The sequence below is a fragment of the Actinomycetospora sp. TBRC 11914 genome, from assembly GCF_012933465.1.
Lineage (GTDB): Bacteria > Actinomycetota > Actinomycetes > Mycobacteriales > Pseudonocardiaceae > Actinomycetospora.
The window spans coordinates 1-24,279 of sequence record NZ_JABBND010000010.1 but is presented as its reverse complement, the minus strand read 5'-3'; the positions used below and the strand labels follow the sequence as shown (position 1 = coordinate 24,279).

General features: G+C 74.9%; 20 protein-coding genes. 6 read left to right on the top strand and 14 right to left on the bottom strand.

Annotated features, from left to right (window positions below; translation table 11 throughout):
* Nucleotides 1-30 precede the first annotated feature (30 nt).
* Nucleotides 31-1,899, top strand: a complete 1,869-nt coding sequence (locus HH311_RS33365) for a prolyl oligopeptidase family serine peptidase (RefSeq protein ID WP_169184755.1) — start codon at nucleotides 31-33, stop codon at nucleotides 1,897-1,899.
* Nucleotides 1,900-1,996: 97 nt separating this feature from the next.
* Here HH311_RS33365 and HH311_RS16390 read toward each other — a convergent pair whose 3' ends face one another.
* From HH311_RS16390 to HH311_RS16380, 3 genes are all read right to left on the bottom strand, one after another.
* Entirely contained in the window at nucleotides 1,997-3,094 is a 1,098-nt protein-coding gene (locus HH311_RS16390) for a hypothetical protein (RefSeq protein WP_169184754.1), read from the bottom strand.
* Nucleotides 3,091-4,473 carry a DUF1996 domain-containing protein gene (locus HH311_RS16385; RefSeq protein ID WP_169184753.1) on the bottom strand — a complete coding sequence of 461 codons (1,383 nt, stop codon included), beginning with the start codon at nucleotides 4,471-4,473 and terminating at the stop codon, nucleotides 3,091-3,093. The genes HH311_RS16390 and HH311_RS16385 overlap by 4 nt, the downstream gene beginning before the upstream one ends.
* Nucleotides 4,474-4,644: 171 nt before the next feature.
* Nucleotides 4,645-6,072, bottom strand: coding sequence for an aldehyde dehydrogenase family protein (locus tag HH311_RS16380; RefSeq protein WP_169184752.1), 1,428 nt, complete (start codon nucleotides 6,070-6,072; stop codon nucleotides 4,645-4,647).
* Nucleotides 6,073-6,208: 136 nt separating this feature from the next.
* Between HH311_RS16380 and HH311_RS16375 the strand changes: the two genes are divergently transcribed.
* The gene (locus tag HH311_RS16375) at nucleotides 6,209-7,762 is read left to right on the top strand and encodes a M20/M25/M40 family metallo-hydrolase (protein WP_169184751.1); all 1,554 of its coding nucleotides are present in this window, start codon (nucleotides 6,209-6,211) and stop codon (nucleotides 7,760-7,762) included.
* Nucleotides 7,763-7,880: 118 nt separating this feature from the next.
* Here HH311_RS16375 and HH311_RS16370 read toward each other — a convergent pair whose 3' ends face one another.
* From HH311_RS16370 to HH311_RS16355, 4 genes are all read right to left on the bottom strand, one after another.
* Complete coding sequence (locus tag HH311_RS16370; RefSeq protein WP_169184750.1) at nucleotides 7,881-8,093, bottom strand: DUF2273 domain-containing protein; 213 nt, start codon at nucleotides 8,091-8,093, stop codon at nucleotides 7,881-7,883.
* A 71-nt stretch (nucleotides 8,094-8,164) separates the two neighbouring features.
* Nucleotides 8,165-8,485 (bottom strand): hypothetical protein, encoded by a 321-nt coding sequence (locus HH311_RS16365; protein WP_169184749.1) that lies wholly within the window; start codon nucleotides 8,483-8,485, stop codon nucleotides 8,165-8,167.
* Nucleotides 8,482-8,988 carry an Asp23/Gls24 family envelope stress response protein gene (locus HH311_RS16360; protein ID WP_169184748.1) on the bottom strand — a complete coding sequence of 169 codons (507 nt, stop codon included), beginning with the start codon at nucleotides 8,986-8,988 and terminating at the stop codon, nucleotides 8,482-8,484. Before HH311_RS16360 ends, HH311_RS16365 begins: the two co-directional genes overlap by 4 nt.
* Nucleotides 8,989-9,184: 196 nt before the next feature.
* Nucleotides 9,185-9,802 (bottom strand): DsbA family protein, encoded by a 618-nt coding sequence (locus HH311_RS16355; RefSeq protein ID WP_169184747.1) that lies wholly within the window; start codon nucleotides 9,800-9,802, stop codon nucleotides 9,185-9,187.
* Nucleotides 9,803-9,913: 111 nt separating this feature from the next.
* On the opposite strand from HH311_RS16355, the gene pepN reads away from it, so the two are divergent.
* A complete protein-coding gene (pepN, locus tag HH311_RS16350) occupies nucleotides 9,914-12,481 on the top strand; it encodes an aminopeptidase N (RefSeq protein WP_169184746.1) in 2,568 nt (855 codons plus the stop codon).
* Nucleotides 12,482-12,534: 53 nt separating this feature from the next.
* Here the strand turns inward: pepN and HH311_RS16345 are convergent, their stop codons facing one another.
* Genes HH311_RS16345 through HH311_RS16330 form a run of 4 tightly spaced genes read right to left on the bottom strand, consistent with a single transcriptional unit; the run spans nucleotide 12,535 to nucleotide 15,524 of the window.
* Nucleotides 12,535-13,068 (bottom strand): DUF5130 family protein, encoded by a 534-nt coding sequence (locus HH311_RS16345; protein WP_312030198.1) that lies wholly within the window; start codon nucleotides 13,066-13,068, stop codon nucleotides 12,535-12,537.
* Nucleotides 13,055-13,303: a hypothetical protein gene (locus HH311_RS16340; RefSeq protein WP_169184745.1), complete on the bottom strand. Its 249-nt coding sequence runs from the start codon at nucleotides 13,301-13,303 to the stop codon at nucleotides 13,055-13,057. Before HH311_RS16340 ends, HH311_RS16345 begins: the two co-directional genes overlap by 14 nt.
* A 60-nt stretch (nucleotides 13,304-13,363) precedes the next feature.
* Nucleotides 13,364-14,818 carry an amidase gene (locus HH311_RS16335; protein ID WP_169184744.1) on the bottom strand — a complete coding sequence of 485 codons (1,455 nt, stop codon included), beginning with the start codon at nucleotides 14,816-14,818 and terminating at the stop codon, nucleotides 13,364-13,366.
* Nucleotides 14,819-14,837: 19 nt separating this feature from the next.
* Nucleotides 14,838-15,524, bottom strand: a complete 687-nt coding sequence (locus tag HH311_RS16330) for an HNH endonuclease (protein ID WP_396027447.1) — start codon at nucleotides 15,522-15,524, stop codon at nucleotides 14,838-14,840.
* A gap of 177 nt (nucleotides 15,525-15,701) precedes the next feature.
* Between HH311_RS16330 and HH311_RS16325 the strand changes: the two genes are divergently transcribed.
* The 3 genes from HH311_RS16325 to HH311_RS16315 are packed head-to-tail and all read left to right on the top strand — an operon-like array spanning nucleotide 15,702 to nucleotide 17,898.
* Nucleotides 15,702-16,724, top strand: coding sequence for a mechanosensitive ion channel family protein (locus HH311_RS16325; protein WP_169184908.1), 1,023 nt, complete (start codon nucleotides 15,702-15,704; stop codon nucleotides 16,722-16,724).
* Nucleotides 16,725-16,760: 36 nt separating this feature from the next.
* Nucleotides 16,761-17,144, top strand: coding sequence for a globin (locus tag HH311_RS16320; RefSeq protein ID WP_169184743.1), 384 nt, complete (start codon nucleotides 16,761-16,763; stop codon nucleotides 17,142-17,144).
* 58 nt (nucleotides 17,145-17,202) lie between these two features.
* A complete protein-coding gene (locus HH311_RS16315) occupies nucleotides 17,203-17,898 on the top strand; it encodes a dienelactone hydrolase family protein (protein WP_169184742.1) in 696 nt (231 codons plus the stop codon).
* Between the two features lie 54 nt (nucleotides 17,899-17,952).
* On the opposite strand, the gene HH311_RS16310 is transcribed toward HH311_RS16315, so the two are convergent.
* From HH311_RS16310 to HH311_RS16300, 3 genes are read right to left on the bottom strand one after another with little or no spacing between them, the layout of a single operon-like run.
* Nucleotides 17,953-18,666, bottom strand: coding sequence for a hypothetical protein (locus HH311_RS16310; RefSeq protein WP_312030196.1), 714 nt, complete (start codon nucleotides 18,664-18,666; stop codon nucleotides 17,953-17,955).
* Complete coding sequence (locus tag HH311_RS16305; RefSeq protein ID WP_312030195.1) at nucleotides 18,663-19,124, bottom strand: acyl-CoA thioesterase; 462 nt, start codon at nucleotides 19,122-19,124, stop codon at nucleotides 18,663-18,665. Before HH311_RS16305 ends, HH311_RS16310 begins: the two co-directional genes overlap by 4 nt.
* 7 nt (nucleotides 19,125-19,131) lie before the next feature.
* Nucleotides 19,132-24,105, bottom strand: coding sequence for an NAD-glutamate dehydrogenase (locus HH311_RS16300; protein WP_211190369.1), 4,974 nt, complete (start codon nucleotides 24,103-24,105; stop codon nucleotides 19,132-19,134).
* Between the last annotated feature and the right edge of the window lie 174 nt (nucleotides 24,106-24,279).

Here is a 24,279-nt window from a genome sequence, read left to right as displayed (position 1 = left end):
CGGACTTGGTCGGAGGAGGTCGGGGAGCCGGTGGACGAGTGGATCAGCGCGACCCGGTGCTGGTCGCCCAGCCCGTCCCCCGACGGCACGGCGATCGCGTTCGTCTGGGACGGCGACGGCCGGCCCCGGGTGCGGCTGCACCGGCGCGCCACCGGCGAGGAGTGGTCGATCGACACCGGGCCCGACCTGGTCTCGACGGTGCGGTGGTCCCCCGACGGCGCCTGGCTCGCCGTGCAGGCCGCCCCCGAGGGCGGCGAGCGCTCGACGGTGCTGGTGGTGCGCCCCGACGGGACCGGCCTGCACCCGATCCGCGGCGTCGGTGACGGCGACCGTGGTGCCGTCTCGCTCGACCGCTGGGCCCACACCGGCTCCGTCGTCGCGATCACCGAGTCCGACAGCGAGACGACGACGGCCTGGCTCGTCGACGTCGAGTCCGCCCAGCGGCAGCGGCTCGGCTCCGGGCACGCGCTGCAGATCCTCGACGTGTCCCCGGACCGGCGGCGGGTCCTGCTGCGCCGGGGCCGGCGGGGCTCGCGGCACGTCGGGATCGTCGACCTCGACGGCACCGAGGGCTGGCACGAGATCGACTCGGGGCGCGGACCCGGCGGCCCGCCCGGCGCGGTGGAGCACCCCGTCGCGATCACCCGCGACTCGTCGGTGGTGGCCGGCCGGTTCGTCGAGGACGGCACCCGGATGCTCGTGCTCACCGACGGCGGGCGCGAGCGGGCGGCGCTGGTGGCCGTCGACGTCGCCACCGACGCCAGCCCGATGTACCCCGAGGTGCTGGCCGAGCGCGACGACGCCGAGCTCGAGCGGTTCGCGCTCACCGAGGACGGCGGGCTCGCCGCGCTGGTCTGGAACGTCACCGGGCGCAGCGAGGTCGAGCTGCTCGACCTCGCCTCCGGCAAGCCCGCGCCCTACAGCCCGCCCGGCGACGTCGTCACCTCCGCGGTGTTCAGCCACGACGGCGACTCGCTGGTGCTGGGCATCCAGTCGCCGGACGTGCCGGCCGCGGTGTGGTGCCACGAGCTGTCCTCGCAGACCACGGCGCTGATCTGCCCGCAGGAGGACCCGGTGTGGTCGCCGGGCTCGCTGGTGCACCCGACGCTGGAGACGGTGACGACGCCGGACGGCCTCGCCCTGCCCGGCTGGCTCTACCGCCCGCCGGGGGTGGTCGGCCCGCTCCCGACCGTGATCTACCTGCACGGCGGGCCCGAGGCCCAGGAGCGGCCGGTGTTCACCCCGCTCTACCAGACGCTGCTGGAGCGGGGCGTCGCCGTGTACGCCGCGAACGTCCGCGGGTCCTCGGGGTTCGGGCGCTCCTTCGTCAACGCCGACAACGGCGCGGGCCGGTTCGCCGCGATCCGCGACGTCGCGACGTGCGCCGAGCACCTGGTCGGGTCCGGGATCTCCGACCCGGAGCGGCTCGGCGTCATGGGCCGCTCGTACGGGGGCTACCTGACGCTCGCGGCGCTGGTGAACCACCCCGAGCTCTTCGCGGTGGGCGTCGACGTGTGCGGGATGGCCGACTTCGAGACGTTCTTCGCGCGGACCGAGCCGTGGATCGCCGACGCGGCGGTGGGCGAGTACGGCCACCCGATCCACGACCGCAACCTGCTCCGCGAGCTCTCCCCGGTGCACCGCATGGACCGGCTGCGCGCCCCGCTGATGGTGGTGCACGGGCGCTACGACACGAACGTCCCGGTCCACGAGGCCGAGCTCGCGGTGCACGGCGCGAAGGCGGCCGGGGTCGAGATGCGCTACCTGCTCTTCGACGACGAGGGCCACGAGATCCAGCGCCTCGAGAACCGCCGGACGTTCATCCACGCCGTCACCGACTGGGTCACCACGCACCTCGGCCTCGAGACTCCAGGGCGAGGGGAACCCTCGGTCGGCTAGAGCGGCCGGATGCTCCCCTCGCGGTGGGACCGGCCCCGCGTGCGAGGGGCACACCCTGCATCTCCGGAGCCCGCGCGGGCTGCCTGATGAGCCCTGATCAGCGGCGGGCGGACCGGAGGCCGAAGTCGGCCGCCTCGAGCGCGGGCGTCCCGGGGCGGCGGCCGGGGCCCCCCGAGCCCGACGACGGCGGCCGGGCGCCCCACGGCACCGGGGTCGACCCACGGCGAGGGTCCGCGGGCACGGGCGCCATGCCGGCGACGACCGTGGCGTCCACGACGGTGACCTCGAACGCCCCGGAGTCCGTCCGCGGAGCCGGCACGACCGGCCGCAGCCAGGGCCCGCGGGCCGGCGTCGGGAGGACGGACGAACCCGGAGCCGGGCGCCCCGCGGGCAACCGGGGGGCGGAGCGGCCGGGAAGTGCCGCGCGCCGGGACCCGCCCGGGAGCGCCGACGGCGGGATGTCGGCCAGCGCCGGGACCGGCACCGGGTCCGGCAGCTCGCCCCAGCGCGCGAGCTTCTCCAGGTCCACCACGCGCGGGCCGGCCCAGTGCGCCTCGAGGTCGCGGCAGCGCAGCGCGCCGAGGCCCAGCACGACCCCGAAGATCACGTGCCCGATGAACGACAGCGTCACGGTCACGGGGGTCAGGGGGAACATCAGCTGCTGGCCCCGCGGCAGGAGCACCGTCACCATCAGCCCGCCCCACGTCGGGCCCACGGCGAAGAGGACCGCCGCCGCGACCGTCACCCTCGGGCCCAGCCGGCGCAGCCCCGTCGCCGCCGCCAGGACGAGGAACACCACGCCCAGGCCGCCGCCGTCGCCGGCGTAGCGCCACACGTAGCCGGCGATGCCGCCGAGCACCCGCGAGGACGGGTCGACGTCGATGAGCCACGTGCCCATCGTCGGGATGAAGTCGCCCCACCAACCCAGGAAGGCCACGGTGTCGAGGCGGAAGACGTCGTAGACCGCCGTCGCGAGGATCCCCCAGCGCAGTCCCTCGAGCACCAGGCGGTCCTCGGGCATCGGGACGAAGATCCCGAGCACGAGGAGCACCAGCGCCGTCGGGATGACGACGAGCCCCGCCGAGACGTGCATCGGCACCAGCCCGGCCACGTGCGCGGTGATCGAGAGCAGCGGCAGCGCGGCCAGCACGAGGTGCACGGCCACCCGCGGCGGCACCGCGGCCAGGGCCCTCACCGCGACCCGCCCATCGGCATGCCGCGCATGGGCATGCCACCCATCGGCATCCCGCCGCCCTGCGCGCGTGCGTGCGTCGCCATGAGGTTGGCGAAGTTCTTCGAGGTGGTCACCTGGTCACTGGCTCCCGTCGGCCCGGCCCGCGAGGCGTCGTCGGTGCTGCCCTGCGTGCACCGGCGGGCGGAGTTGATGCACTCGGCGCCGGCCTGGGCGCGGCTCCTGGTGGACAGGTACTCGAGCAGGGCGTGGTCGGTGATCGGGTCGTGCTGCTGCTCCGGGAAGCTGTCGATCGCGAACGACCGGCCCTCGGGCGCGTCGTAGTCGACCGTGATCCGCAGGGCGGGCACCGGGACCTGGTCGTCCTCGCACTCCCCCGACTCGTCGGGGTACGTCAGGTGCTCGGTGTGGTCCTCCGAGTCGAGGTCCTTGCCGTTCCAGCAGCTCGGGAAGTCGAAGACGCGCTGCAGCTGCGAGCCCTGCGGGCAGATCGGGTACTGGTCGGTCATCCGGTTGCCGAAACCGGAGCAGGTGTACTTCGCGTTGGCGCCCTTGCCGTCGGCCGTCCCGGCCTTCGCGGAGCCGGTCACCATCGTCATGTTCACCGGCATCGCCTGCATCGCCCGGGTGCCGTGCCCGTGGAAGGTGTAGTCGACCGCCGTCGGCTCGACGTACGACCCGACGTTGCCGTCGAGGCTGCCCCCGTCCTGCCCGACGTCGGGCCCCACGCCCCGCAGGTCGCGCAGCACCGGCCAGAAGATCGGCGACTGGTCGCCGTTGGTGCAGGTGGTGCTCGACTCCTTGAGCACCTGGAGGTTCGACGCGGCGTTGGTGCTGTCGTTGCCCGCGTAGTCGTGCACGTGCTGGGCGCCGTTGCGCTTCCCCGGGGCGATGATCGGGTTGTCGGAGTTCTTGTGGTCGGACAGCGAGCAGGTGAAGGAGTAGCTGCCGCCGGAGAAGTCACCGCCCGCGAGGATGTTGCCCTTCGCCGGGACGTCGCCGATGTCGACGTACTCGTCGGCCGACGCCTCGCCGATCTGGTCGCGACCCTCGAACCCGCCGTCGTCGGCCTTGCCCGCGTCCTTCTTCGCGCCGTCCTTCTTCGCGCCGTCCTTCTTCGCGCCGTCCTTCTTCGCGGCGTCCTTCTCGGCGCCGTCCTTCGTGCCCGACGAGTCCTTCCCCGACGAGTCCCCGTCCTTCCCGCCGGAGTCGTCGGTCTCGTTCTTCACCAGCAGCACGGCACCGACGGCGGACGCCGCCCGCGCCGCCGCGACGCGCACCACCCCGGCCGCCCCGAGCGGCAGCGCCACGCCCAGCACGAGCACCACGACGGCGAACAGCGCGACGTAGAGCGCCCGCCGCCGCGCCGCCGCCCGCCTCATGCGCACTCCCCACTCGCGCGGGGCCCGGGGATCGGGACCACCGACGCGAGCGGACGCTAGACGCGGCCTTCACGCCGTGGGTGCGGTTTCGGAGAAGAGGTGCGGCTTCGCCGCCCGTGAGCACAAAGTGTCGCTATACCGACAGTTAGTGCTCACGAGGCCGGAGGCCACCTACAGCTGGATGGACTTGACCTCGAGGAACTCCTCGAGCCCGTAGCGCCCCAGCTCCCGGCCGGTGCCGGACTGCTTGTAGCCCCCGAACGGCGCCAGCGGGTTGAACGCGCCGCCGTTGACGTCGACCTGTCCGGTCCGCATCCGGCGCGCCACCTCGATGCCGCGCTCCTGCGACCCCGCGAACACCGCGCCCGCGAGCCCGTAGATCGTGTTGTTGGCGATCGCCACCGCCTCGTCGACGTCGGAGTACGGCATCACCGACAGCACCGGCCCGAAGATCTCTTCCTGCGCGATCACCATGTCGGGCCGCACCCCGGAGAAGATCGTCGGGCGCACGTAGGCGCCCTCGGCCGACACGCCCTCCGGCGCGCCCGGCCCGCCCACGGCCAGCTCGGCGCCCTCCTCCACACCGCGGGTGATGTAGGACTCCACCCGGTCGCGCTGCGTCGCCGACGACATCGGGCCGATCCGCGTCGCCTCGTCGGTCGGGTCGCCGACGCCGTACTTCGCCGACGCCGTGACCGCCCTCTCGACGACCTCGTCGTGCAGCGACTCCGGCACGAGCAGCCGCGTCCACGCCGTGCACGTCTGACCGCCGTTGATGAAGCAGTTGCCGAGGCCGACCTTGACCGCCTGGGTGAGGTCGGCGTCGTCGAGCACGATGTTCGCGGACTTCCCGCCGAGCTCGAGCGCGACCCGCTTGACGGTGCCCGCGGCGACCTCCTGCACGCGACGCCCCGCCGCGACCGAGCCCGTGAACGACACCATGTCCACGCCCGGGTGCGCCGCCAGCGCCTCGCCGGCCTCGGGCCCGGTGCCGTGCACGACGTTGAACACCCCGGCGGGCAGCCCGGCCTCGGCGCTGATCGTCGCGAGCGCGCCCGCCGTCAGCGGCGCCACCTCGGAGGGCTTGAGCACGACGGTGCACCCCGCGACGAGGGCCGGTGCGAGCTTCGCGACGACCTGGTGGAGCGGGTAGTTCCACGGCGTGATCGCGCCGACGACGCCGACCGGCTCGCGCACCACCAGCGAGTTCCCGATCTCCTCGCTCCACGCGAACCCGTCGGCGAGCCCGGCCACGCCCTTCGACGTCGCCATCGGCATCCCGAGCTGCACGCTGCGCGCGAAGCTGATCGGCGACCCCATCTCGGCGGTGATCGACTGCGCGAGCTCCTCGTGGCGGGCCTTGAGCCCGTCCCGGATGCGCAGCACCGCCGCCGCCCGGTCGGCCACCGGGGTCGACGACCACGCCGGGAACGCCTGCCGGGCCGCCAGGACCGCCGCGTCGACCTCGGCCCGGCCGCCGCGCGGCACCTCGGCGATCGTCGCGCCCGTCGCGGGGTTGACGACCGCGATCGACCCCGAGCCGGCCACCGCCTCGCCGTCGATCCAGTGCTGGGTCAGCGTGTCCGTGCTGGTCGCCATCCGAGCGCCTCCGGTCGTCGTCGGTCCTCGCCCCCACTCTGCCGGACACGGCCGGGTCGCGCGGCGGTCGGCCGGGGCGCGCCGGGCCCGACCGACCCGCCGGCGGCAGACTGGCGCGGAGCCCCGGGAGGTCGCCGTGCCCGCACGCCTCGTCGCGCTCCTGCTGCTCGCCGTCGTCGCGGGCGGGGCGCTCTGGTCGGACCGGCCACCCGCGCCGGTCCCGGCGAGCGCCCCGGCCACGGAGTTCAGCGCGGAGCGCGCGCTCCCGATCGTCGCCGACCTCGCCCGCGCGCCGCACCCGGTCGGCAGCCCCGCCGCCGCCCGGGTCCGCGACGACGTCGTCGGGCGGCTCCGGGCCCTGGGTCTGGCGCCACGCACGGAGACCTCCGTCGTCGGCGGGACGGCCGTGACGAACCTCGTCGCCACCCTGCCCGGCAGCGCGCCCACCGGCACGGTCGTGCTCGCCGCGCACACCGACTCCGTGCCCGCGGGGCCGGGCGCGGCCGACGACACCGCGTCGGTGGCGGCGATCCTCGAGACCGTGCGCGCCCTGCGGGCCGGCCCGCCGCTGCGCGACGACGTCGAGGTGCTGCTGACCGACGGCGAGGAGGCCGGTCTGCTCGGGGCGCGCGCCTGGGTCCGCGACGGCCTGCCCGCCGCCCGGCCGACGGTCGTGCTCAACCACGAGGCCCGCGGGGTCGCCGGGCCGTCCCTGGTCTTCCGGACCTCCCCCGGCAACGCCGGCCTCCTCCGGGCGATCGCCGCGGTCCCGCATCCCCGCGGGGACTCCTCGCTGGACGCGGTCTTCCGGCTGCTGCCCCACGACACCGATCTCTCCGCGGTCCTCGCGGCCGGGCGCCCCGGCATCGACTCCGCGTTCATCGAGCGCCCGAGCGAGTACCACACCGCGGGCGACACCCCGGCGGCACTGAGCGCGGCGAGCGTCCAGAGCCAGGGCTCGACGATGCTGGCCCTGGCCCGCACGCTCGGCGACGCCGACCTGCGTCCCCTCGACCCGGCCGCGAGCGGCCTGCCGGCCCAGCCCGACGAGGTGTGGTTCCGGTTACTCGGCGTCCTGGTCACCTACCCGCAGGCGTGGGCCCTCCCGATCGCGGTCGCCGCGGCGCTCGTGCTCGTCGGCGCGGTCGTGCTCGCCCGACGCCGAGGCCTGCTGCGCCTCCGCGACGTGGTCACCGCGACGGCGACGGCCACGGGGGCGCTGCTCGCCGCGGCCGGTCTCGGCGCGGCGCTCGGCGCCGCGGCGGGACCCGACGCCGGGCCGTTCTCGCGGGGGCTCCTGCCCTACGAGGTCGCCGACGTCGCGCTGGCGGTCGTCGTGGTGCTGGCCTGGGCCCTGGCGCTGCGACGGCGGCCCGGAGCGACGACGACGGCGGGCGCGGCGGCGCTGCTCGCGGCGATCGGGGTCGCGACCGCGGTCGTCGTGCCGGGGGCGTCGTTCCTGTTCGCGCTCCCGGCGCTCGGGCTGGGTCTCGGGCTCACCGTCGCGGTCCTGCGCCCGCGCGCCGCGCTCACCGCCCTCGCCGTCGGGACGGTCCCGGTGGCGGCGCTGCTGCTGCCGTACGCGCCGCGGGTCTTCCTCGTCGACGGGGCCGCGCACGGGCTCGCCGCCGCGGCGTTCGCGCTGGCCGGTCTGCCGCTGGTCGCGGTGGCGGCCGGCGGGAGGGTGTGACGGCGGGAGGGTGTGACGGCCGGGAACGACGAACGGGCACCTGGCGGGGTCGGCGACGGTGCGCCACCCCTCCAGGTGCCCGGTGATCCCGCGGACCCGGCCGCGCGGACCGAGGCGCTCACCGGCCGCCTCGATCACGGTCGGAGCCGACGCCACGGACGCGCTCGGTGAGCTCGGTGAGGTCGAGCCGGCCGTCGAGGAAGCGGCCCACGAGGAGCCCGACGACGCCGAGGACCAGCACGAGGACGAAGGCGTTCGCGCCCCCGAAGGCGGCCGCGAAGCCCAGGGCCACTCCGAAGGCCAGGCCCAGGACGGTGTTGGTGGTGATCACGAAGAACCTCCGGGGAGGGATGGGCGACCCGCTCCGGCCCCTCGGGTCGACGCGGGGCGCGGTGGTCGGGTTCAGGCGACGTCGGCGCAGGTGACGTCGACCGGGTGGCCCGGGGCGCGGACGGCCACCGCCGACCGGACCTGTTCGACGACCCGCCGCAGCGGGGCACCGAAGCAGGCGGTGACGGTGACGGCGATGCGCGCCGGGCCGGGGCCGTCGTCGGTGACGACGACCCCGTCGACGCGACGCCGGGGCAGCAGGGTCGCCGCGGTGCCGTGCGGGCCGGGGTGCAGCCCGACGACGAGCGGGCAGGCCGCCGCCGCGACGCGGTCGACGTCGATCCCCGCCACGAGGGCGGGGGCCTCGGGCCGACCGGCTCCCGCGCGGGTCACCGCACCCGGGCCGGCGCCGCGGCCGGGGCGTCGGCCGTGTCGTCGTCGGGCAGGTGCAGGTCGACCACGTCGACGTTCACCTCGACGACCTGGAGGCCGGTCATCTGCTCGACCGCGCCGATGACGTTGCGGCGGATCGCCCGGGCCAGCTCGGTGATCGCGACGCCGTACTCGACGACGACGGTCACGTCGACCGCGGCCTGGCGCTCGCCGACCTCCACCGACACCCCCTGCGTCGAGGAGGACCGGGCGCCCGGGATCCGCTCGGTCAGGGCCCCGAAGGCGCGGGCCGCGCTGCCGCCGAAACCGTGGACGCCGTGGACCTCACGCGCGGCGAGACCGGCGATCTTGGCCACCACGCCGTCGGAGATCACGGTCTTGCCCTGGGCGCTCTCCAGCGGCGACCCGGCGGCCGGCGCGACCGCCGCGGCGGGCGAGGTCGGCTTCGGCGCGGCCGGCGTCGGGGCAGCCGTCGTGGGGGTGCTCGAGGTGGGCGTGCTCATCGTGTCCTCCTGGTGTCCGACGGCGACCGGGCGCCCCTCCGGCTGAAGGACGCCGTCCGTGGAACTCCTCAGTTGGACGCAACTCGATTGCGGATCCTCACGCGGTCCGTGATGTGACGGCGACGACCCGCGGTCCGGGCGCGACGGTCGACTCGCCCGCCGTCGCGCCCGGGGACCCGGCCGCCCGTACGTCGTCCTAGTCGAACTTGAGCTCGGTGTCGCGCGTGCGCTTGAGCTCGTAGAAGTACTCGTAGCCCGCGAGCAGCTTCGCGCCGTCGAAGATCGTGCCGGCCTGCTCACCGCGCGGGATGCGCGTCATGACTGGGCCGAAGTAGGCCGAGCCGTCGACGTGGATGGTCGGCGTGCCCACGTCCATGCCCACCGGGTCCATGCCCTCGTGGTGGGACTTCTTCAGGGCGTCGTCGTAGTCGGTCGAGGTCGCGGCCTTGGCGAGCTCGGGCTCGAGACCGACCTCCTCGAGCGACTTGGCGATGACGTCGTCGAAGTCCTTGTTCTGCTCGTTGTGGATCTTCGTGCCCATCGCGGTGTACAGCGGGGCGAGGATCTCGTCGCCGTGCTTCTGCGCGGCGGCGATGCAGACGCGGACCGGCTTCCAGCCCTCGTCCATCATCGACTGGTACTTCTCGTCGAGGTCCCGGCCGGAGTTGAGCACCGAGAGGCTCATCACGTGCCAGGCGAGGTCGATGTCGCGGACCTTCTCGACCTCGAGGATCCACCGCGAGGTGATCCAGGCGAAGGGGCACAGCGGGTCGAACCAGAAGTCGACGCGGGTCTTGTCACCAGCAGCGGTCATGGCACCAGGCTTCCCTCGAACTACGGGTCTGTACCCAGGCGAACAGTCGAAGCGGCAACCGTGTTCCCGCGCGAGGGGGCCGGGCGCCGCCGGGTGGATAGGGTGAGCCGCGTGGCTGCTCCGAACCTCACCCGGGCCGACGCACGCACGCGCGCCGAGATGCTCGACGTCGACTCCTACACGGTCGCGCTGGACCTCACCGACGGCGCCGCGGGCCCGGGTGAGACGACGTTCCGCTCGACGACCACGGTGCGGTTCCGCTGTCACTCCCCCGGCGCCGCGAGCTGGATCGACATCGTCGCCGCGGGCGTCCGCTCGGCGACCCTCAACGGCGTCGCGCTCGACGTCACCGGCTACGACGAGGAGAAGGGCATCGCGCTGCCCGACCTCGCAGGCGAGAACGAGCTCGTCGTCGACGCCGACTGCCGGTACATGAACACCGGCGAGGGCCTGCACCGCTTCGTCGACCCGGTCGACGGCGGGGTCTACCTCTACAGCCAGTTCGAGACGGCCGACGCCAAGCGGATGTTCGCCTGCTTCGACCAGCCCGACCTCAAGGCGACGATCACCCTCACGGCGCTCGCCGCGCCGGGCTGGGAGGTCATCTCGAACGGGGCGCAGGACACCGCGACGACGCTGGAGTCCGGCGCCGTGCACCACGCCTTCGAGACCACCGTCCGGATCTCGACCTACCTCGTCGCCCTCGTCGCCGGCCCCTACGCGAAGTGGACCGACGAGTACGCCGACGAGCACGGCACGATCCCGCTGGGCATCTACTGCCGGGCGAGCCTCGCCGAGCACATGGACGCCGAGCGGCTGTTCACCGAGACCAAGCAGGGTTTCGGCTTCTACCACCGCAACTTCGGGGTGCCCTACCCCTTCACCAAGTACGACCAGCTCTTCGTGCCCGAGTTCAACGCGGGCGCGATGGAGAACGTCGGGGCGGTCACCTTCCTCGAGGACTACGTCTTCCGCAGCCGCGTCACCCGCTACCTCTACGAGCGCCGCGCCGAGACCGTGCTGCACGAGATGGCGCACATGTGGTTCGGCGACCTCGTGACGATGCGCTGGTGGGACGACCTGTGGCTCAACGAGTCGTTCGCGACGTGGGCCAGCGTCGTCAGCCAGTCCGAGGCCACCGAGTACCGCAACGCGTGGACGACGTTCGCGAACGTCGAGAAGTCCTGGGCCTACCGGCAGGACCAGCTGCCCTCGACCCACCCGATCGCCGCGGACATCCCCGACCTGCAGGCCGTCGAGGTCAACTTCGACGGCATCACCTACGCCAAGGGCGCGTCGGTGCTCAAGCAGCTCGTGTCGTACGTCGGGCAGGAGGAGTTCCTGGCCGGGCTCCGGCTCTACTTCTCCCGCCACGCGTACGGCAACGCCACGTTCGACGACCTGCTCGGCGCCCTCACCGAGGCCTCCGGCCGCGACCTGTCGGGCTGGTCGGCGCAGTGGCTGCGCACCACCGGGCTGAACTCGCTCTCGCCGTCGTTCGCCGTCGGCCCCGACGGGCACTACGGGCGCTTCGAGATCACCCAGGGCGGCGCGCGCCCGGGCGCCGGCGAGACGCGCACGCACCGGATCGCCGTCGGGATCTACGACGACGACGGGTCCGGCAAGCTGGTCCGCCGCCACCGGACCGAGCTGGACGTCGCCGGCGAGCGCACCGAGGTGCCGGAGCTGGTCGGCGTCGAGGCCGGGGCGCTGGTGCTGGTCAACGACGACGACCTGACCTACTGCACGATGCGCCTCGACGAGCGCTCGCTGACCACGCTGATCGACCGCATCGGCGACATCGCCGAGCCGCTGCCGCGGACGCTGTGCTGGTCGGCCGCGTGGGAGATGACCCGCGAGGCCGAGCTGCGCGCCCGCGACTTCGTCACCCTGGTGCTGAACGGGCTGGCGGCCGAGAGCGAGGTCGGCGTCGTGCAGCGGCTGCTGCTGCAGGCCCAGACCGCGCTCGCGTCCTACGCCGACCCGTCGTGGGCCGTCGAGCAGGGGTGGCCCTCGTTCGTCGCGACGCTGCTCGACCTCGCCCGGCGCGCCGAGCCCGGCTCGGACCACCAGCTCGCCCTCGTCAACTCCCTGGCCGGCTCGGTGCTGACCCCGGAGGCCCTCGAGGCCATCAGCGGGTGGCGGGAGGGCACCGCCCCGCTGGAGGGGCTCGTCGTCGACACCGACCTGCGGTGGCGGCTGCTGCACGCGCTCGTCGCCCACGGCGCCGCGGGCGCGGTGGAGGTCGAGGCCGAGCTCTCGCGGGACAACACCGCGACCGGGCTCCGGATGGCCGAGCGGGCGCGGGCGCTGGTGCCGACGCCCGAGGCCAAGGCGACGGCGTGGGACCGCGCGGTCAACGACGACGCACTGCCCAACGCGATCAACGCCGCGATCATCATGGGGTTCTCGCACCCGTCGCAGGGCGCGCTGCTGGCGCCCTACACCGAGAAGTACTTCGCGGCGGTCGACGAGGTGTGGGGCCGGCGCTCGTCGGAGCAGGCGCAGCCCATGGTGCAGGGGCTCTTCCCGTCCTGGGCGGTGGAGCAGGCCACGGTCGAGCTGGCCGACCGCTGGCTGGCCGACGAGCACCCGGCCGCGTTGCGGCGCCTCGTCACCGAGGGGCGCGCGGGGATCGTCCGGGCGCTCGCGGCGCGGGACTTCGACAAGGGGGCGTAGCCCCATGTGAACGGATTTGGTCGTCCAGACGACCAAATCCGTTCACATGCACGCTAGTGCTTGCTGCCGGCGTGGTCGCCGAGCACGCGCAGGCCCTCGACGATCCCGCCGACCAGGTCGCTCTCGGTGAACCGGGAGACCATCGAGCCGACGGCGATCTTGGCGCCCTGGTCGTCCACCCGGCGGTGCGACTCCTCGCCGGTCACGACCTCGACGACCCGCTCCCCCGGCGACACCGCGACGAGCACCGCGTCGGCCGCCGAGTCGCCGAGCGTGGCGTGCAGCTCCTCGGCCCGCTCGCGGGAGCGGCCGCCGAGCGCGCCGACCCACACCGTGAACAGCAGCCCGGTCTCGGCAGAGGTCCGCGTCAGGGCCTCGTCGATGCGGGAGAGCTGCGAGGGCGAGAAGGGGACGTGCTCGTCCTCGGAGTGGACGTCGGTCGCCTCGGAGATCCGCCCGGAGGCGGTGGGGATGCGGGAGTGACCGGCGACCGGCTCCTCCGCGAGGCCCCCGCCGGTCACCACCGGCGTCTCGCCCGGCCCCGCCTGGGGACGGTCGATCTGCCCCGTTCCCTCACCAGGTGCCACGTGCGCCTCCTCGGGCCGTGCGGGTCGTGGTGGTGCCGACGGCGTCGACGGTCGGCTCGGGGAGGTGGGTGCCCTTGGGGTTGCCGATCCACCACACCGGGTCGTGCGGCCAGTCGTCCCCGACGCGGTAGCGCGCCGCGCGTCCGGAGCGACGCAGCGTCGTGGCCGCGAGCAGGAGCAGCAGGACGACGACCGGGATCACCACGTAGATCAGGATCGTGTCGATCGGTCTCACGGGAGCGAACCGTAGTGGAAACCCCGCTGCGACGTCGTGTCGTAGGACGCCCCGGCCTGGTCACCACACCGGCGGGCGGCGCCCCGACCACGGCCGGGCGGCCTCCAGTTCCGCGCCGAGCGCGACCAGCAGGGCCTCCTCGCCGCGCCGCCCGCGCAGCGTCACCCCGACCGGCAGCGTCGTGCCGTCCACCTTGGGCCACCCGAGGGGCAGCCCGATCGCGGGCTCCCCGGTCAGGTTCGCGATCGCCGTCCAGGGCGTGAACGCGACCTGGCGCGCGAAGTCGGTCTCCGGCCCGTCGGCCGAGAACCAGCCCACCGGCCGCGGCGGCAGCGCCACCGACGGCGTGAGCACCGCGTCCAGCTCCGCCCGCGCCGCCGTGAGGCGCCGCGTCTCGACCTGCGCGACGTGCAGGGCCCCCAGCCCCGCCGCCGGCCCGACCTCCCGTCCCCGGGCCCGGAGCAGGCGGGTGAGCGGCTGCAGGCGCTCCTCGTCCGCCGGGGCCACCGGCTCGGCGAGCGCGAGCACGGCCCACAGCGTCAGGAACGCGGCGATCGCCTCGTCGGACAGCCGCAGGTCGACCGGCTCCACCGTGTGCCCGAGCGCCTCCAGCGCCGCGGCGGTGTCCTCGGCCGCCGCCGCGCAGACCGGGTCGACGACGACGGGTGCCCACGCGCGTCCGAGCAGGTCGGCGAGGTCCCCGAAGGGCGGGATGGTGCTGAGCCCGATCCGGCGGCGCGGCCCGGGCGCGCCGCGGGCCACGCCGAGGTAGCCCTCCGCAGGCGGGGCGGCCGGCACGAACGGCTCCCCCGGCCAGGTGCGCCCGCCGCACAGCGCGTCGAGCAGGGCGGCGGCGTCGGCCACCGTGCGGGCCAGCGGCCCCGCGACGGACAGGCCCGCCGGGTCGCCGCCCGCCGGCCCCGCGGGCACCCGGCCCCGCGTCGTCTTGATCCCGACAAGCCCGCACACCGAGGCCGGGATGCGGATCGACCCGCCGCCGTCCGAGCCCTGGGCGACGGGCAGCACCCCGGCGGCGACGGCGGCCGCCGCCCCGCCCGAGGAGCCCCCGGCCGAGCGCGACGGGTCCCAGGGCGTCACCGCGGGCGGCGCCCCGGCGGGCTCGGTGTAGCAGGGCAGGCCGAACTCCGGCACCGCCGTCTTCCCCAGGCTCACCGTGCCCGCCGCGCGCAGCAGGCCGACCAGGTCGTCGTCGTACCCGGGCACCCAGCCGCGGGTGACCACCGAGCCGCGCCCGGTCGGCACGCCCGCCGTCGCGGTCAGGTCCTTGACGGCGGTGGGCACCCCGACGAGCGGGCCGGACACCTCGGCTCCCGCGTCGAGGGCCCGCGCGGCCTCGCGCGCCCGCTCGGGGGTGAGCACCGCGAACGCGCCGAGCCGGGCGCCGAGGGTCTCCGCGCGTCCCAGCGCGTGGTCGACGACGTCGAGGACCGCCACCTCCCGCCGGCGGACCGCCTCGGCGGTCTCGAGCGCGGTCAGCTCGTGCAGATCACCCACGGGCCGCGATCATGCCGCGTCAGGCGGCCGTCTCGCCCAGGTAGGGCAGCCACTGCGGGTCGGCGTCGACGAGGCCCGCCAGGAGGCGCCAGTGCCGGCCGCGCGGTGCGGTCGGCATGGTGCGCAGCGGCCAGCCCAGCTCGGCGAGCAGCTTGTCGGCCTTCTTGTGGTTGCACCGCGCGCAGCACGCCACGCAGTTCTCCCAGGTGTGCGTCCCGCCGCGGCTGCGGGGCACGACGTGGTCGATGGTCTCGGCCTTGCCCGCGCAGTAGGCGCACCGGAACCGGTCGCGGTGCATCAGGGCCGCGCGGGTGAGCGGGACGCGGGCCCGGTAGGGCACCCGGACGTAGACCCGCAGCCGGATCACCGACGGCACCTCGACGGAGCCGGCGGCGGAGTGCAGCACCAGCCCGGAGGGGTCGCCGTGCACGACGTCGGCCTTGCCGCAGACGAGCAGGACGATCGCCCGGCGCAACGGGAGCGCGGTGAGGGGTTCGTAGGTCGCGTTGAGGAGCAGGACCCGCCGGCGGCCCCAGGCGGGCGCGGGAGGCTCGGCCCGGACGGTGACCGTGACGTCGTCGCCCGCCGCGGGGGCGGGCGGGGTGAGCGGGACAGGGGCGGGGGCGGCGATGGGGATCGCGTCGACCGGACCGGCGACGGGCTCCACACCCGGACCCGTTCCGACCCCGCCGACCAGCGGCGTCACGGTCCTGGGTTGTCGTTCGGGCACACGACCACCTCCCACCGAGAGTGGCCACAGTCGACCACATCACGGCCCGTTGTGCACCCGTGATACGACAGGGTTCACCTCCCCGTCTCCGGCGACCTCCCGCCGCGGGGCGCCGAGGGACCCTCGTAGGGTCGGGTCGTGCTCGCCGTCGGCATGGACGTCCCCTCCCAGACCCCGACACCCACGCCCGTGCTGCCGTCGGTCCCCGTCGGCGCGCCCGCGTGCGCGAGCGACAGCGGGTCGTTGTGCGCCCGGGTCTTCCAGTACACCCACGCGGGCTGGCTCTCGAAGTCCTCCGACGCGATCGTCTCCCACGCGGCGACCGTCGCGGTCATCGTCGTCGTCGCGGTCCTGCTGCGGCTCGCCGTGCACCGCGCGATCCGGCGGCTCACCGTCGGCGCGAGCAGCGGCCGCGTGCCCCGCATCCTGCGCCCGCTGCGCGACCGCGCCGCCGCCAGCCTGCGCGAGGCCGCCCCGCAGATCGTGGAACGGCGCACGCAGCGGGCGCAGACCATCGGGTCGGTCCTGCGGTCGTTCACCACGCTGCTGGTCTACGGCGTGGCGTTCGTGCTGGTCCTGGGCGAGTTCGGGGTGAACCTGGCGCCGATCATCGCCTCGGCGGGCGTCGTCGGGGTCGCGATCGGCTTCGGCGCCCAGAACCTCGTCCGGGACTTCCTGTCGGGGATCTTCATGATGCTCGAGGACCAGTACGGCGTCGGCGACGTCGTCGACCTCGGCGAGGCCAGCGGCACCGTCGAGGCCGTCGGGCTGCGGGTGACCACGCTGCGGGACATCGCCGGGACCGTCTGGTACGTCCGCAACGGCGAGGTGCTGCGCGTCGGGAACTCCAGCCAGGGCTGGTCGGTCGCCGTGGTCGACATCCCGGTGGGGCACTCGGCCGACGTCGAGGAGACCTCGGAGCTCGCCCTCCGCGCCGCCACCGAGGAGTGCGCCGAGGCGAAGGTCGCGGCCAAGGTCCTCGCCCCGCCGGACATGCTCGGCGTCCAGTCGGTGACCGCGGAGGGCATCCTGCTGCGGCTGACGGTGCGTACCCGCCCCGGCGAGCAGTGGGCGGTCCAGCGCGCCGTGGCGGGCGCGGTGAAGTCCGCGCTCGACGAGGCCGGGGTCCCGGCGCCCACCCCGTTCGGCGCGCCGGCACCGTCGGGCGGGCGATGACGGCGGGCCCGACGCGGATTTGAGACGGTGGTGGGCGTGAGCAGTCCCCAGACCTTCTACGACGCGGTCGGCGGCCACGAGACCTTCGACCGCATCGTCCACCGGTTCTACGAGCAGGTCGCCGAGGACCCGGTCCTGCGCCCGCTCTACCCCGAGGACGACCTCGCCGGCGCCGAGGACCGGCTGCGGATGTTCCTCGAGCAGTACTGGGGCGGCCCGCAGACCTACTCCCAGCAGCGCGGGCACCCGCGGCTGCGGATGCGCCACGCGCCCTTCCCGATCGGCCCGCTCGAGCGCGACGCCTGGCTGCGCTGCATGCGTGTGGCGATCGACGAGGTCGAGCTGGACCCCGAGCGCCACCGCCAGATCTGGGAGTACATGGAGATGGCGGCGATGAGCATGATGAACAAGTCGTTCTGACGCGGCGTCACGTCGTCCCCGCGCGCGGGGCCCGCTCGTCCCTGATGGGATGTCGACCATGGCCGAGAACCCCCTGCAGAACGTGACCTTCCCGAGCAACGGGCGCACGGCCCACGGCTACCTCGCGCTGCCGGAGTCCGGCGAGGGACCCGGCGTCGTCGTCATCCAGGAGTGGTGGGGCCTGACGTCGCACATCGCCGACGTCACCAACCGCCTCGCCGCCGAGGGCTTCGTCGCGCTCGCCCCGGACCTCTACGGCGGCACCACCACCCACGACGCCGACGAGGCCGGCCGGCTCATGCAGGAGCTGCCGGTCGACCGGGCCGCCACCGACCTCGGCGGGGCGGTGGACTACCTGCTGGACCACGAGGCCGTCGTCGGGCGGAAGGTGGGCGCCGTCGGGTTCTGCATGGGCGGCGGGTTCGTCCTGGTCCTGGCCGCGCAGCAGGGCGACAAGATCGGTGCCGCGGTACCGTTCTACGGGGTGCTCGGCGAGGACTACCCGAGCTTCGCGAACCTCTCCGCGCCGATGCTCGGGCACTTCGGCGAGCAGGACACGATGGCCCCGCCGGACGCGGTGAAGGCGCTCGCCGACCGCATCGAGTCCGAGTCCGGCCGCCGGCCCGACTTCCGGATCTACCCGGCGGGGCACGCCTTCTTCAACGACGAGGACCACATGGGCACCTACGACCCGGAGCAGGCCTCCATCGCCTGGAACGAGACGCTGAACTTCCTGCGGTCGACGTTGCGCTGACGCGCTTGTGCGTGCGTTCCCGTGTCCAGACACGGGAACGCACGCACGAGGCCGTCAGGCCCACGGCAGCTGGGCGCGGCGGCGGCGCACGACGGCGCCGCCGTGCGCGTCGAGCCGCAGCCACCCGCCGTCGGTGGAGACCCGCACCGTCGCGTCCGGGTCGCCGGCGCCCGCGCCGACGAAGCCCATCCCCGACAGCGCGAACACGCACCGCATCGGGACGCGGACCTCGGTGCCGGTGCCGTCGCCGGTCACCGTGAGCACGACCTGGTCGAGCAGCGCCGCGCTCGGGCGCCCGCCCGGGTCCCCGGCCCGCGCCGCCGCGACCCCGCGCTCGGCCAGCCCGCCGAGCTCGGCGGCGGGCACCTCGCCCACGACCTCCCAGCGCCGGTCGGGCCGCAGCGGGGGCAGCGGGCCGCGCCACCGGTCGTCGACGGGCGCCCCGGGCTCCACGGTCTCGCCCGGGCTCACGGCGAGGGCGGCGAGGAGGTCGGAGCCGACGACGGTCACGTCACCGGGTACGACGGTGCCCGGCGCGGCCCGCGTGACCAGCGCGTCGAACGGGGTCGGGGCCCACGCCTCGACGGTGCCCGCGCCGTCGGGGTCGGTGCGCGCCCGCAGCCGCACCACGACGCCGCCGTCGAGGCGCACCGCGCGGCCGACGAACCCGGCGAGGTCCTCGCGCTGCGCCCGGTCGGGCACCGTGAGCCGGCCGCCGGCGGGCCGCACGCCCGACACCGCCGCTCCCACCCCGTCCGGCCCGGTCACGACGCCACGTAGCGGTCCAGGAAGGACCGCTCCTCGGCCGTGAGCCGCCGCGGCCGCTCGGCGGCCAGGTCGTAGGGCACGAGCTGGGTGTCGGCGGTGACCGCCGGCTTCGCCGCCTCCCAGCCCTCGGCACCGGGACCGTCGGGCCCGGCGCCGTTCGTGCCGGTGGGGAGCAGCAGCTCGTAGGCGACGGTGAACGACGCCGCGCGCACCTCCCGGCACCACATCCGCGCCCGGACCCCGCGCGGGTGCCACGGGATGGGCCGGCGGTAGGCGACCTGGACCGTCGCGACCAGCAGCCCGGCCTCGAAGGCGGCGACGCCCTCGCGGACGGCGGCGTCGAAGAGCAGCACCGCCCGGGCGTCCTCGAGCAGGGTGACGACCTTGGCGTGGTTGACGTGCCGGTACGGGTCCTGGTCGGACCAGCGCAGGGGCACGTCCACGTCGTACGTGGGCACGGGGCTCCTATCGGACCATGCTGCGGATCTGGCGGGCGGCGACCGAGACCGTCGCGAGGTCGCTGCGCCCGGAGCGCGCGATCTCGCCGAGCGCGCTGCGGGCACGGGTCAGCCGCGAGGCGTTGGCCTGCTCCCAGTGCGCGATCTTCTCGTCCGCGGTCTCGGTGTCGTCGGTCTGGGCCAGGACGTCGAGGGTGACCGCCCGCAGCGAGGAGTACAGCTCGTCGCGCAGCGTCAGTCGGGCGAGCGCGTCCCACCGGTCGCGGCGGGACAGGCCCGCGACGGCGGTCAGCAGCCCGTGCAGCCCGAGGTGGTCGGACAACGCGTAGTAGAGCGCCGCCACCTCGGCGACGTCCTCCGGGTCACCCCCGTGGTCGGCCTCGGCGAGCTCGGCGATCTCGGTGACGTCGAGCAGCCCGAAGCTGTAGAGGCCGCCGACGGCCCGGTCGGCGAGCTCCATCGGCGCGCCGAGCTCGGCCATCTCCTGCACCCGCTCGGCGAGGCCCTCGGCCTCCACCCCGCGCAGCATCATCGGTACCTGCGGGTCGAGGGCCGCGACGGTGGCCGAGAACCGCTGCGTCTCGGCGCCCACGGCCAGCGGCTGCGGGCGGTGGGTGAGCAGCCAGCGCGACGCCCGGTCGAGCGTGCGCCGGGCCGCGAGGGTGAGCCGGTCCGCCACCGCGGTCGGCAGCCCGTCGGCGGTCGCCCGCGCGATGTCGGCGGCCAGGGTGTCGAGCCCGAACACCCGCGTCGCCACCTGGTAGGCGCGCACGGCGTCGGACGGGGTCGCGGCCACCTCGGCCATCAGCCGGTGGACGTAGGAGATCCCGCCGCCGTCGACGACCTCGTTGGCGAGCATCGTCGTGACGATGCGCCGACGCAGCGGGTGCGCGGCGACGGCGTCGGGGTAGGTGCCCGAGAGCACCGTCGGGAAGTACGACGGGAGCCGGCGGGCGAACACCTCGGCGTCCGGCAGCTCGCTCTGGGCGAGCGACTCGGTGAGGTCGAGCTTCACGTGGGCCATGACCGTCGCGAGCTCCGGGCGGGAGAGGCCCTCACCGGCCACCCGGCGGGCCTCGAAGCCCTCGGCGTCGGGCAGCACGTCGAGCTCGCGGTCGAGCTCGCCGCGGGCCTCGAGGTCGCGGACGAGCGCCTCGTGGACGTTGAGCATGTCCGCGGCGTGGGCGCGGGCGACGCCGAGCAGCTCGTTCTGGGCGACGTTGTCGGCGAGCACGAGCGCGGCGACGTCGTCGGTGGTGGCGGCGATCTGGGAGTCGCGGCGCTCCTCGGCGAGCTCGCCCCGCTCGACCAGCGAGTCCAGCAGGATCTTGATGTTGACCTCGTGGTCGGAGCAGTCGACGCCGGCCGAGTTGTCGACGGCGTCGGTGTTCACCCGGCCGCCGCCGCGGGCGTACTCGATGCGGCCGCGCTGGGTGAGGCCGAGGTTGCCGCCCTCCCCGACGACCGCGACGCGCAGCTCGTCGCCGTCCACGCGCACCGCGTCGTTGCCCTTGTCGCCGGCGTCGGCGTGGGTCTCGTCGGACGCCTTGACGTACGTGCCGATGCCGCCGTTCCACAGCAGGTCCACCGGGGCCCGCAGGACGGCGCGCACCAGCGTGGCCGGGTCGACCCCGACCGGGTCGGGGTCGACGCCCAGGACGGCGGCGACCTCGTCGGAGACCGGGATCCGCTTGAGCGTGCGGGGGTACACCCCGCCGCCCTTGCTGATCAGGGACTCGTCGTAGTCGGCCCACGACGACCGCGCGAGCCCGAAGAGCCGGCGCCGCTCCGCGAACGAGGCGGCCGGGTCGGGGTCCGGGTCGAGGAAGACGTGGCGGTGGTCGAACGCGGCGACGATGCGCAGGTGCTCGGAGAGCAGCATGCCGTTGCCGAACACGTCACCGGACATGTCCCCGACGCCGACGACGGTGATCTCGTCGGTCGCCACGTCGCGGCCGAGCTCGCGGAAGTGCCGGCGCACCGACTCCCAGGCGCCGCGGGCGGTGATGCCCATGGCCTTGTGGTCGTAGCCCACCGACCCGCCCGAGGCGAACGCGTCGCCGAGCCAGAAGCCGTAGTCCTTCGCGACCCCGTTGGCGATGTCGGAGAACGTGGCCGTGCCCTTGTCGGCCGCGACGACGAGGTAGGTGTCGTCGCCGTCGTAGCGGACCACGCGCTCCGGGGTGACCGTGGAGGCGTGGGCTCCGTGGTCGCTGCGGTCGTCGACGAGGTCGAGCATCCCCGAGACGAACATCCGGTAGCAGGCGACGCCCTCGGCGCGCTGGGCGTCGCGGTCCGCGGCCGCGTCCCCGGTGGCGGCCGGCGGGTGCTTGACAACGAAGCCGCCCTTGGCCCCGACCGGCACGATCACGGCGTTCTTGACCGCCTGCGCCTTGACCAGGCCCAGGATCTCGGTGCGGTAGTCCTGGAGCCGGTCCGACCAGCGCAGCCCGCCACGCGCGATCGGGCCGAAGCGCAGGTGCACGCCCTCCACCCGGTGGGAGTGCACGAACGTCTCGATCGCCGGGTGCGGCTCGGGCATCCCGGGCACCCGTGCCGGGTCGATCTTGAACGCGAGGTACTCGCGGGGGGCGCCGTCGGCGTCGCGCAGGAAGAACGTGGTGCGCAGCGTGGCCCGGACCAGCCCGAGGATCGCCCGGAGGATCCGGTCGGCGTCGAGACCCGTCACCGCGTCGATGGCCGCCTCGGCCTGCGCGTCGAGCTCGGCGACGAGCTCGTCCCGCCCGCCGGGGTAGCGCTCCGGGTCGGGGGCGAGGTCGGGGTCGAAGCGGGCCTCGAAGAGCCGCACGAGCCCGACGGCGACCTCGGCGTGGGCGCCGACGACGTCGGTGATGTAGCTCTGGCCGTAGGGGCTGCCGAGCTGGCGCTGGTAGCGGGCCAGGGCCCGCAGCAGGGCGGTCTGGCGCCACGTGAGCCCGGCGGAGATCACCAGCTCGTTGAAGCCGTCGGTGCCGACGAGCCCGCGCCACGCCGCGGTGAACGCGTCGGCGAAGCGCCGGGTGAGGTCGTCCTCCGGGCCCGCGCCGCCGGCGGGGAGGGTCAGGCGCAGGCCGAAGTCGTTCACCCACCCGGACTGGCCGTCGCTGCGGCGCACCTCGTAGGGCCGCTCGTCGATGACCTCGATGCCGAGCGAGCGCAGCACCGGGAGGACCGAGGACAGCGTGATCCGCCGTCCGACGAGGAAGAGCTTGAGCCGGTGGTCCCCGGCGCCGTCGTCGGCCGGGACCTCGGTGGGCCGGTAGAGGCGCACGGCGACGTCGTCGGGACCGGTCAGGCCGTCGAGCACCAGCAGGTCCTCGAGGCCCTGCTCCGGCGGGAAGTCCTCCTGGTAGGCCTGGCTGAAGGGCTCGACGTCGGCGGCCGCGAGGGCCGCCCGCGCCGTCGGGCCGGCCGCGGCGCGGAGGCGGTCGTTCCAGGTGAGGGCGGCCTCGGCGAGCTCGGCGGTGAGCGCGGGGACGTCGGGGCGCACCGGTTCGTGCTGCCCGGTGTGCACGGTCACGTGCAGGAGCGCGAGCTGGTCCTCGGTCACCCGGGCCGTGTACTCGATGTCGGTGCCCTCGAGGCGCTCGAGGAGCAGCTGCTGCATCCGCAGGCGGGTGGCCGTGGTGTAGCGGTCGCGGGGCAGGTACACCATCGCCGAGAAGTAGCGGCCCCAGCGGTCGCGGCGCAGGAACAGCCGGACCTTGCGGCGCTCGGCGAGCGCGAGCACGCCGGTCACGGTCTCGAGCAGCGAGGCGCGGTCGGTGCAGAGCAGCTCGGCCCGCGGGTAGGTCTGGAGCACCTCGAGCATCCGCTGCCCGGACCAGGACTCGACCGGCAGCTCGGTCTGGCGGATCACCTCGCGGACCCGGCGCGACACCACCGGGATGCGGGTGACGTCGGTGCTGCGGGCCGCGACGGTGAGCACGCCGAGGAAGCGGTGCTCCCCCACGACGCGGCCCCCCGCGCCGAACTCGCGCACGCCGACGTAGAGCGGGTGGACCGGCTCGTGGACCGTGGAGCGGGCGCTGGCGCGCGTCAGCACCAGCAGCGCGGAGTCGTCGGCGCCGGTCCGGTCGGGGGCCGACGCCTCGGCGAGGACCTCGGGGGCGAGCGCCTCCCGCTCGGCCAGGTCGGGTCCGGCGGTGAGGGCCCGCGCGGCCGCGCTGTCGCGGCGCAGGATGCCCAGCCCGGGCCGCCCGCCGGTCGTGCCGGCCGCCCCGCCGAGGTCGCCGACCGCCTCGTAGCGGTACCCGAGGAAGGTCAGGTTCCCGTCGGCGAACCACCGCAGCAGGGCGACGGTGTCGTCGGTGCGGTGCTCGGGGACCGGGGGCGGCGACGACTCCAGCTCGTCGGCGAGCGCCTTGGCCTTCGTCAGCATGGCGTCGGCGTCCTCGACGACGTCGCGCACGTCCGCCAGGACCGACGAGAGCCGTTCGTGCAGGTCCGCCGCGAGCTCGCGCACGGACTCCGAGCCGGCGTCGGCCTCGAGCTCGAGGTTCATCCACGACTCGACGACCGCGCCCGCGGGCGGCGCGGCGGGGTCTGTTCCCGCGAGGACCTCCTGCAGGGCGCCCTGGGCGTCGCGGCGCACGACGACGAGCGGGTGCACCACCCGGTGCACGACGGTGCCGGTCCGCGCCAGCTCCGCCATCACCGAGTCGATGAGGTAGGGCATGTCCTCGGTGACGACGAGGACGAAGACCCGGTCCGGGTCGGGCATCGTGCCGTCCGGCCCGGGCTCCGCGCCGGCGCCGAGCACCGCGGTGACGGGCTGGCCGGGCACGTGGAGGCGGGCGAGGCTGCGGTGGGCGCGGACGATCGCCAGCGCCTCGGACGGGTCGTCGACCTGCTCCTCGGGCGGGACGCGCTCGAAGTAGTGGACGGCGAGCGCCGCCAGCTCGGGGTCATCGGCCTGGTCCATCGCCGTCCGCCGGAGGGCCTCGATGGCGGAGTGCGCCCGCGCCTCGGTGCTGGTCATCTACTCACTCCCGGCAGGAGCGGCGTGGACCAGGGGACAGCGCACCACACGGACACGGCGGCCACTGTAACGAGCCGACGACGGGCCATCGGGCTCCGCCGACCAGGGGAATGCCGCTCATTCGATTCCGAACACACGAAAACCCCCGATCCAGGAGTGGATCAGGGGTTCGTG

Coding starts and splice junctions, on each gene's coding strand:
- HH311_RS16385 (WP_169184753.1), bottom strand. CDS start 4,473: ATGAGGCGGGCGGCGGCGCGGCGGCGGGCGCTCTACGTCGCGCTGTTC.
- HH311_RS16380 (WP_169184752.1), bottom strand. CDS start 6,072: ATGGCGACCAGCACGGACACGCTGACCCAGCACTGGATCGACGGCGAG.
- HH311_RS16360 (WP_169184748.1), bottom strand. CDS start 8,988: ATGAGCACGCCCACCTCGAGCACCCCCACGACGGCTGCCCCGACGCCG.
- HH311_RS16355 (WP_169184747.1), bottom strand. CDS start 9,802: ATGACCGCTGCTGGTGACAAGACCCGCGTCGACTTCTGGTTCGACCCG.
- HH311_RS16325 (WP_169184908.1), top strand. CDS start 15,702: ATGGACGTCCCCTCCCAGACCCCGACACCCACGCCCGTGCTGCCGTCG.
- HH311_RS16315 (WP_169184742.1), top strand. CDS start 17,203: ATGGCCGAGAACCCCCTGCAGAACGTGACCTTCCCGAGCAACGGGCGC.
- HH311_RS16300 (WP_211190369.1), bottom strand. CDS start 24,105: ATGACCAGCACCGAGGCGCGGGCGCACTCCGCCATCGAGGCCCTCCGG.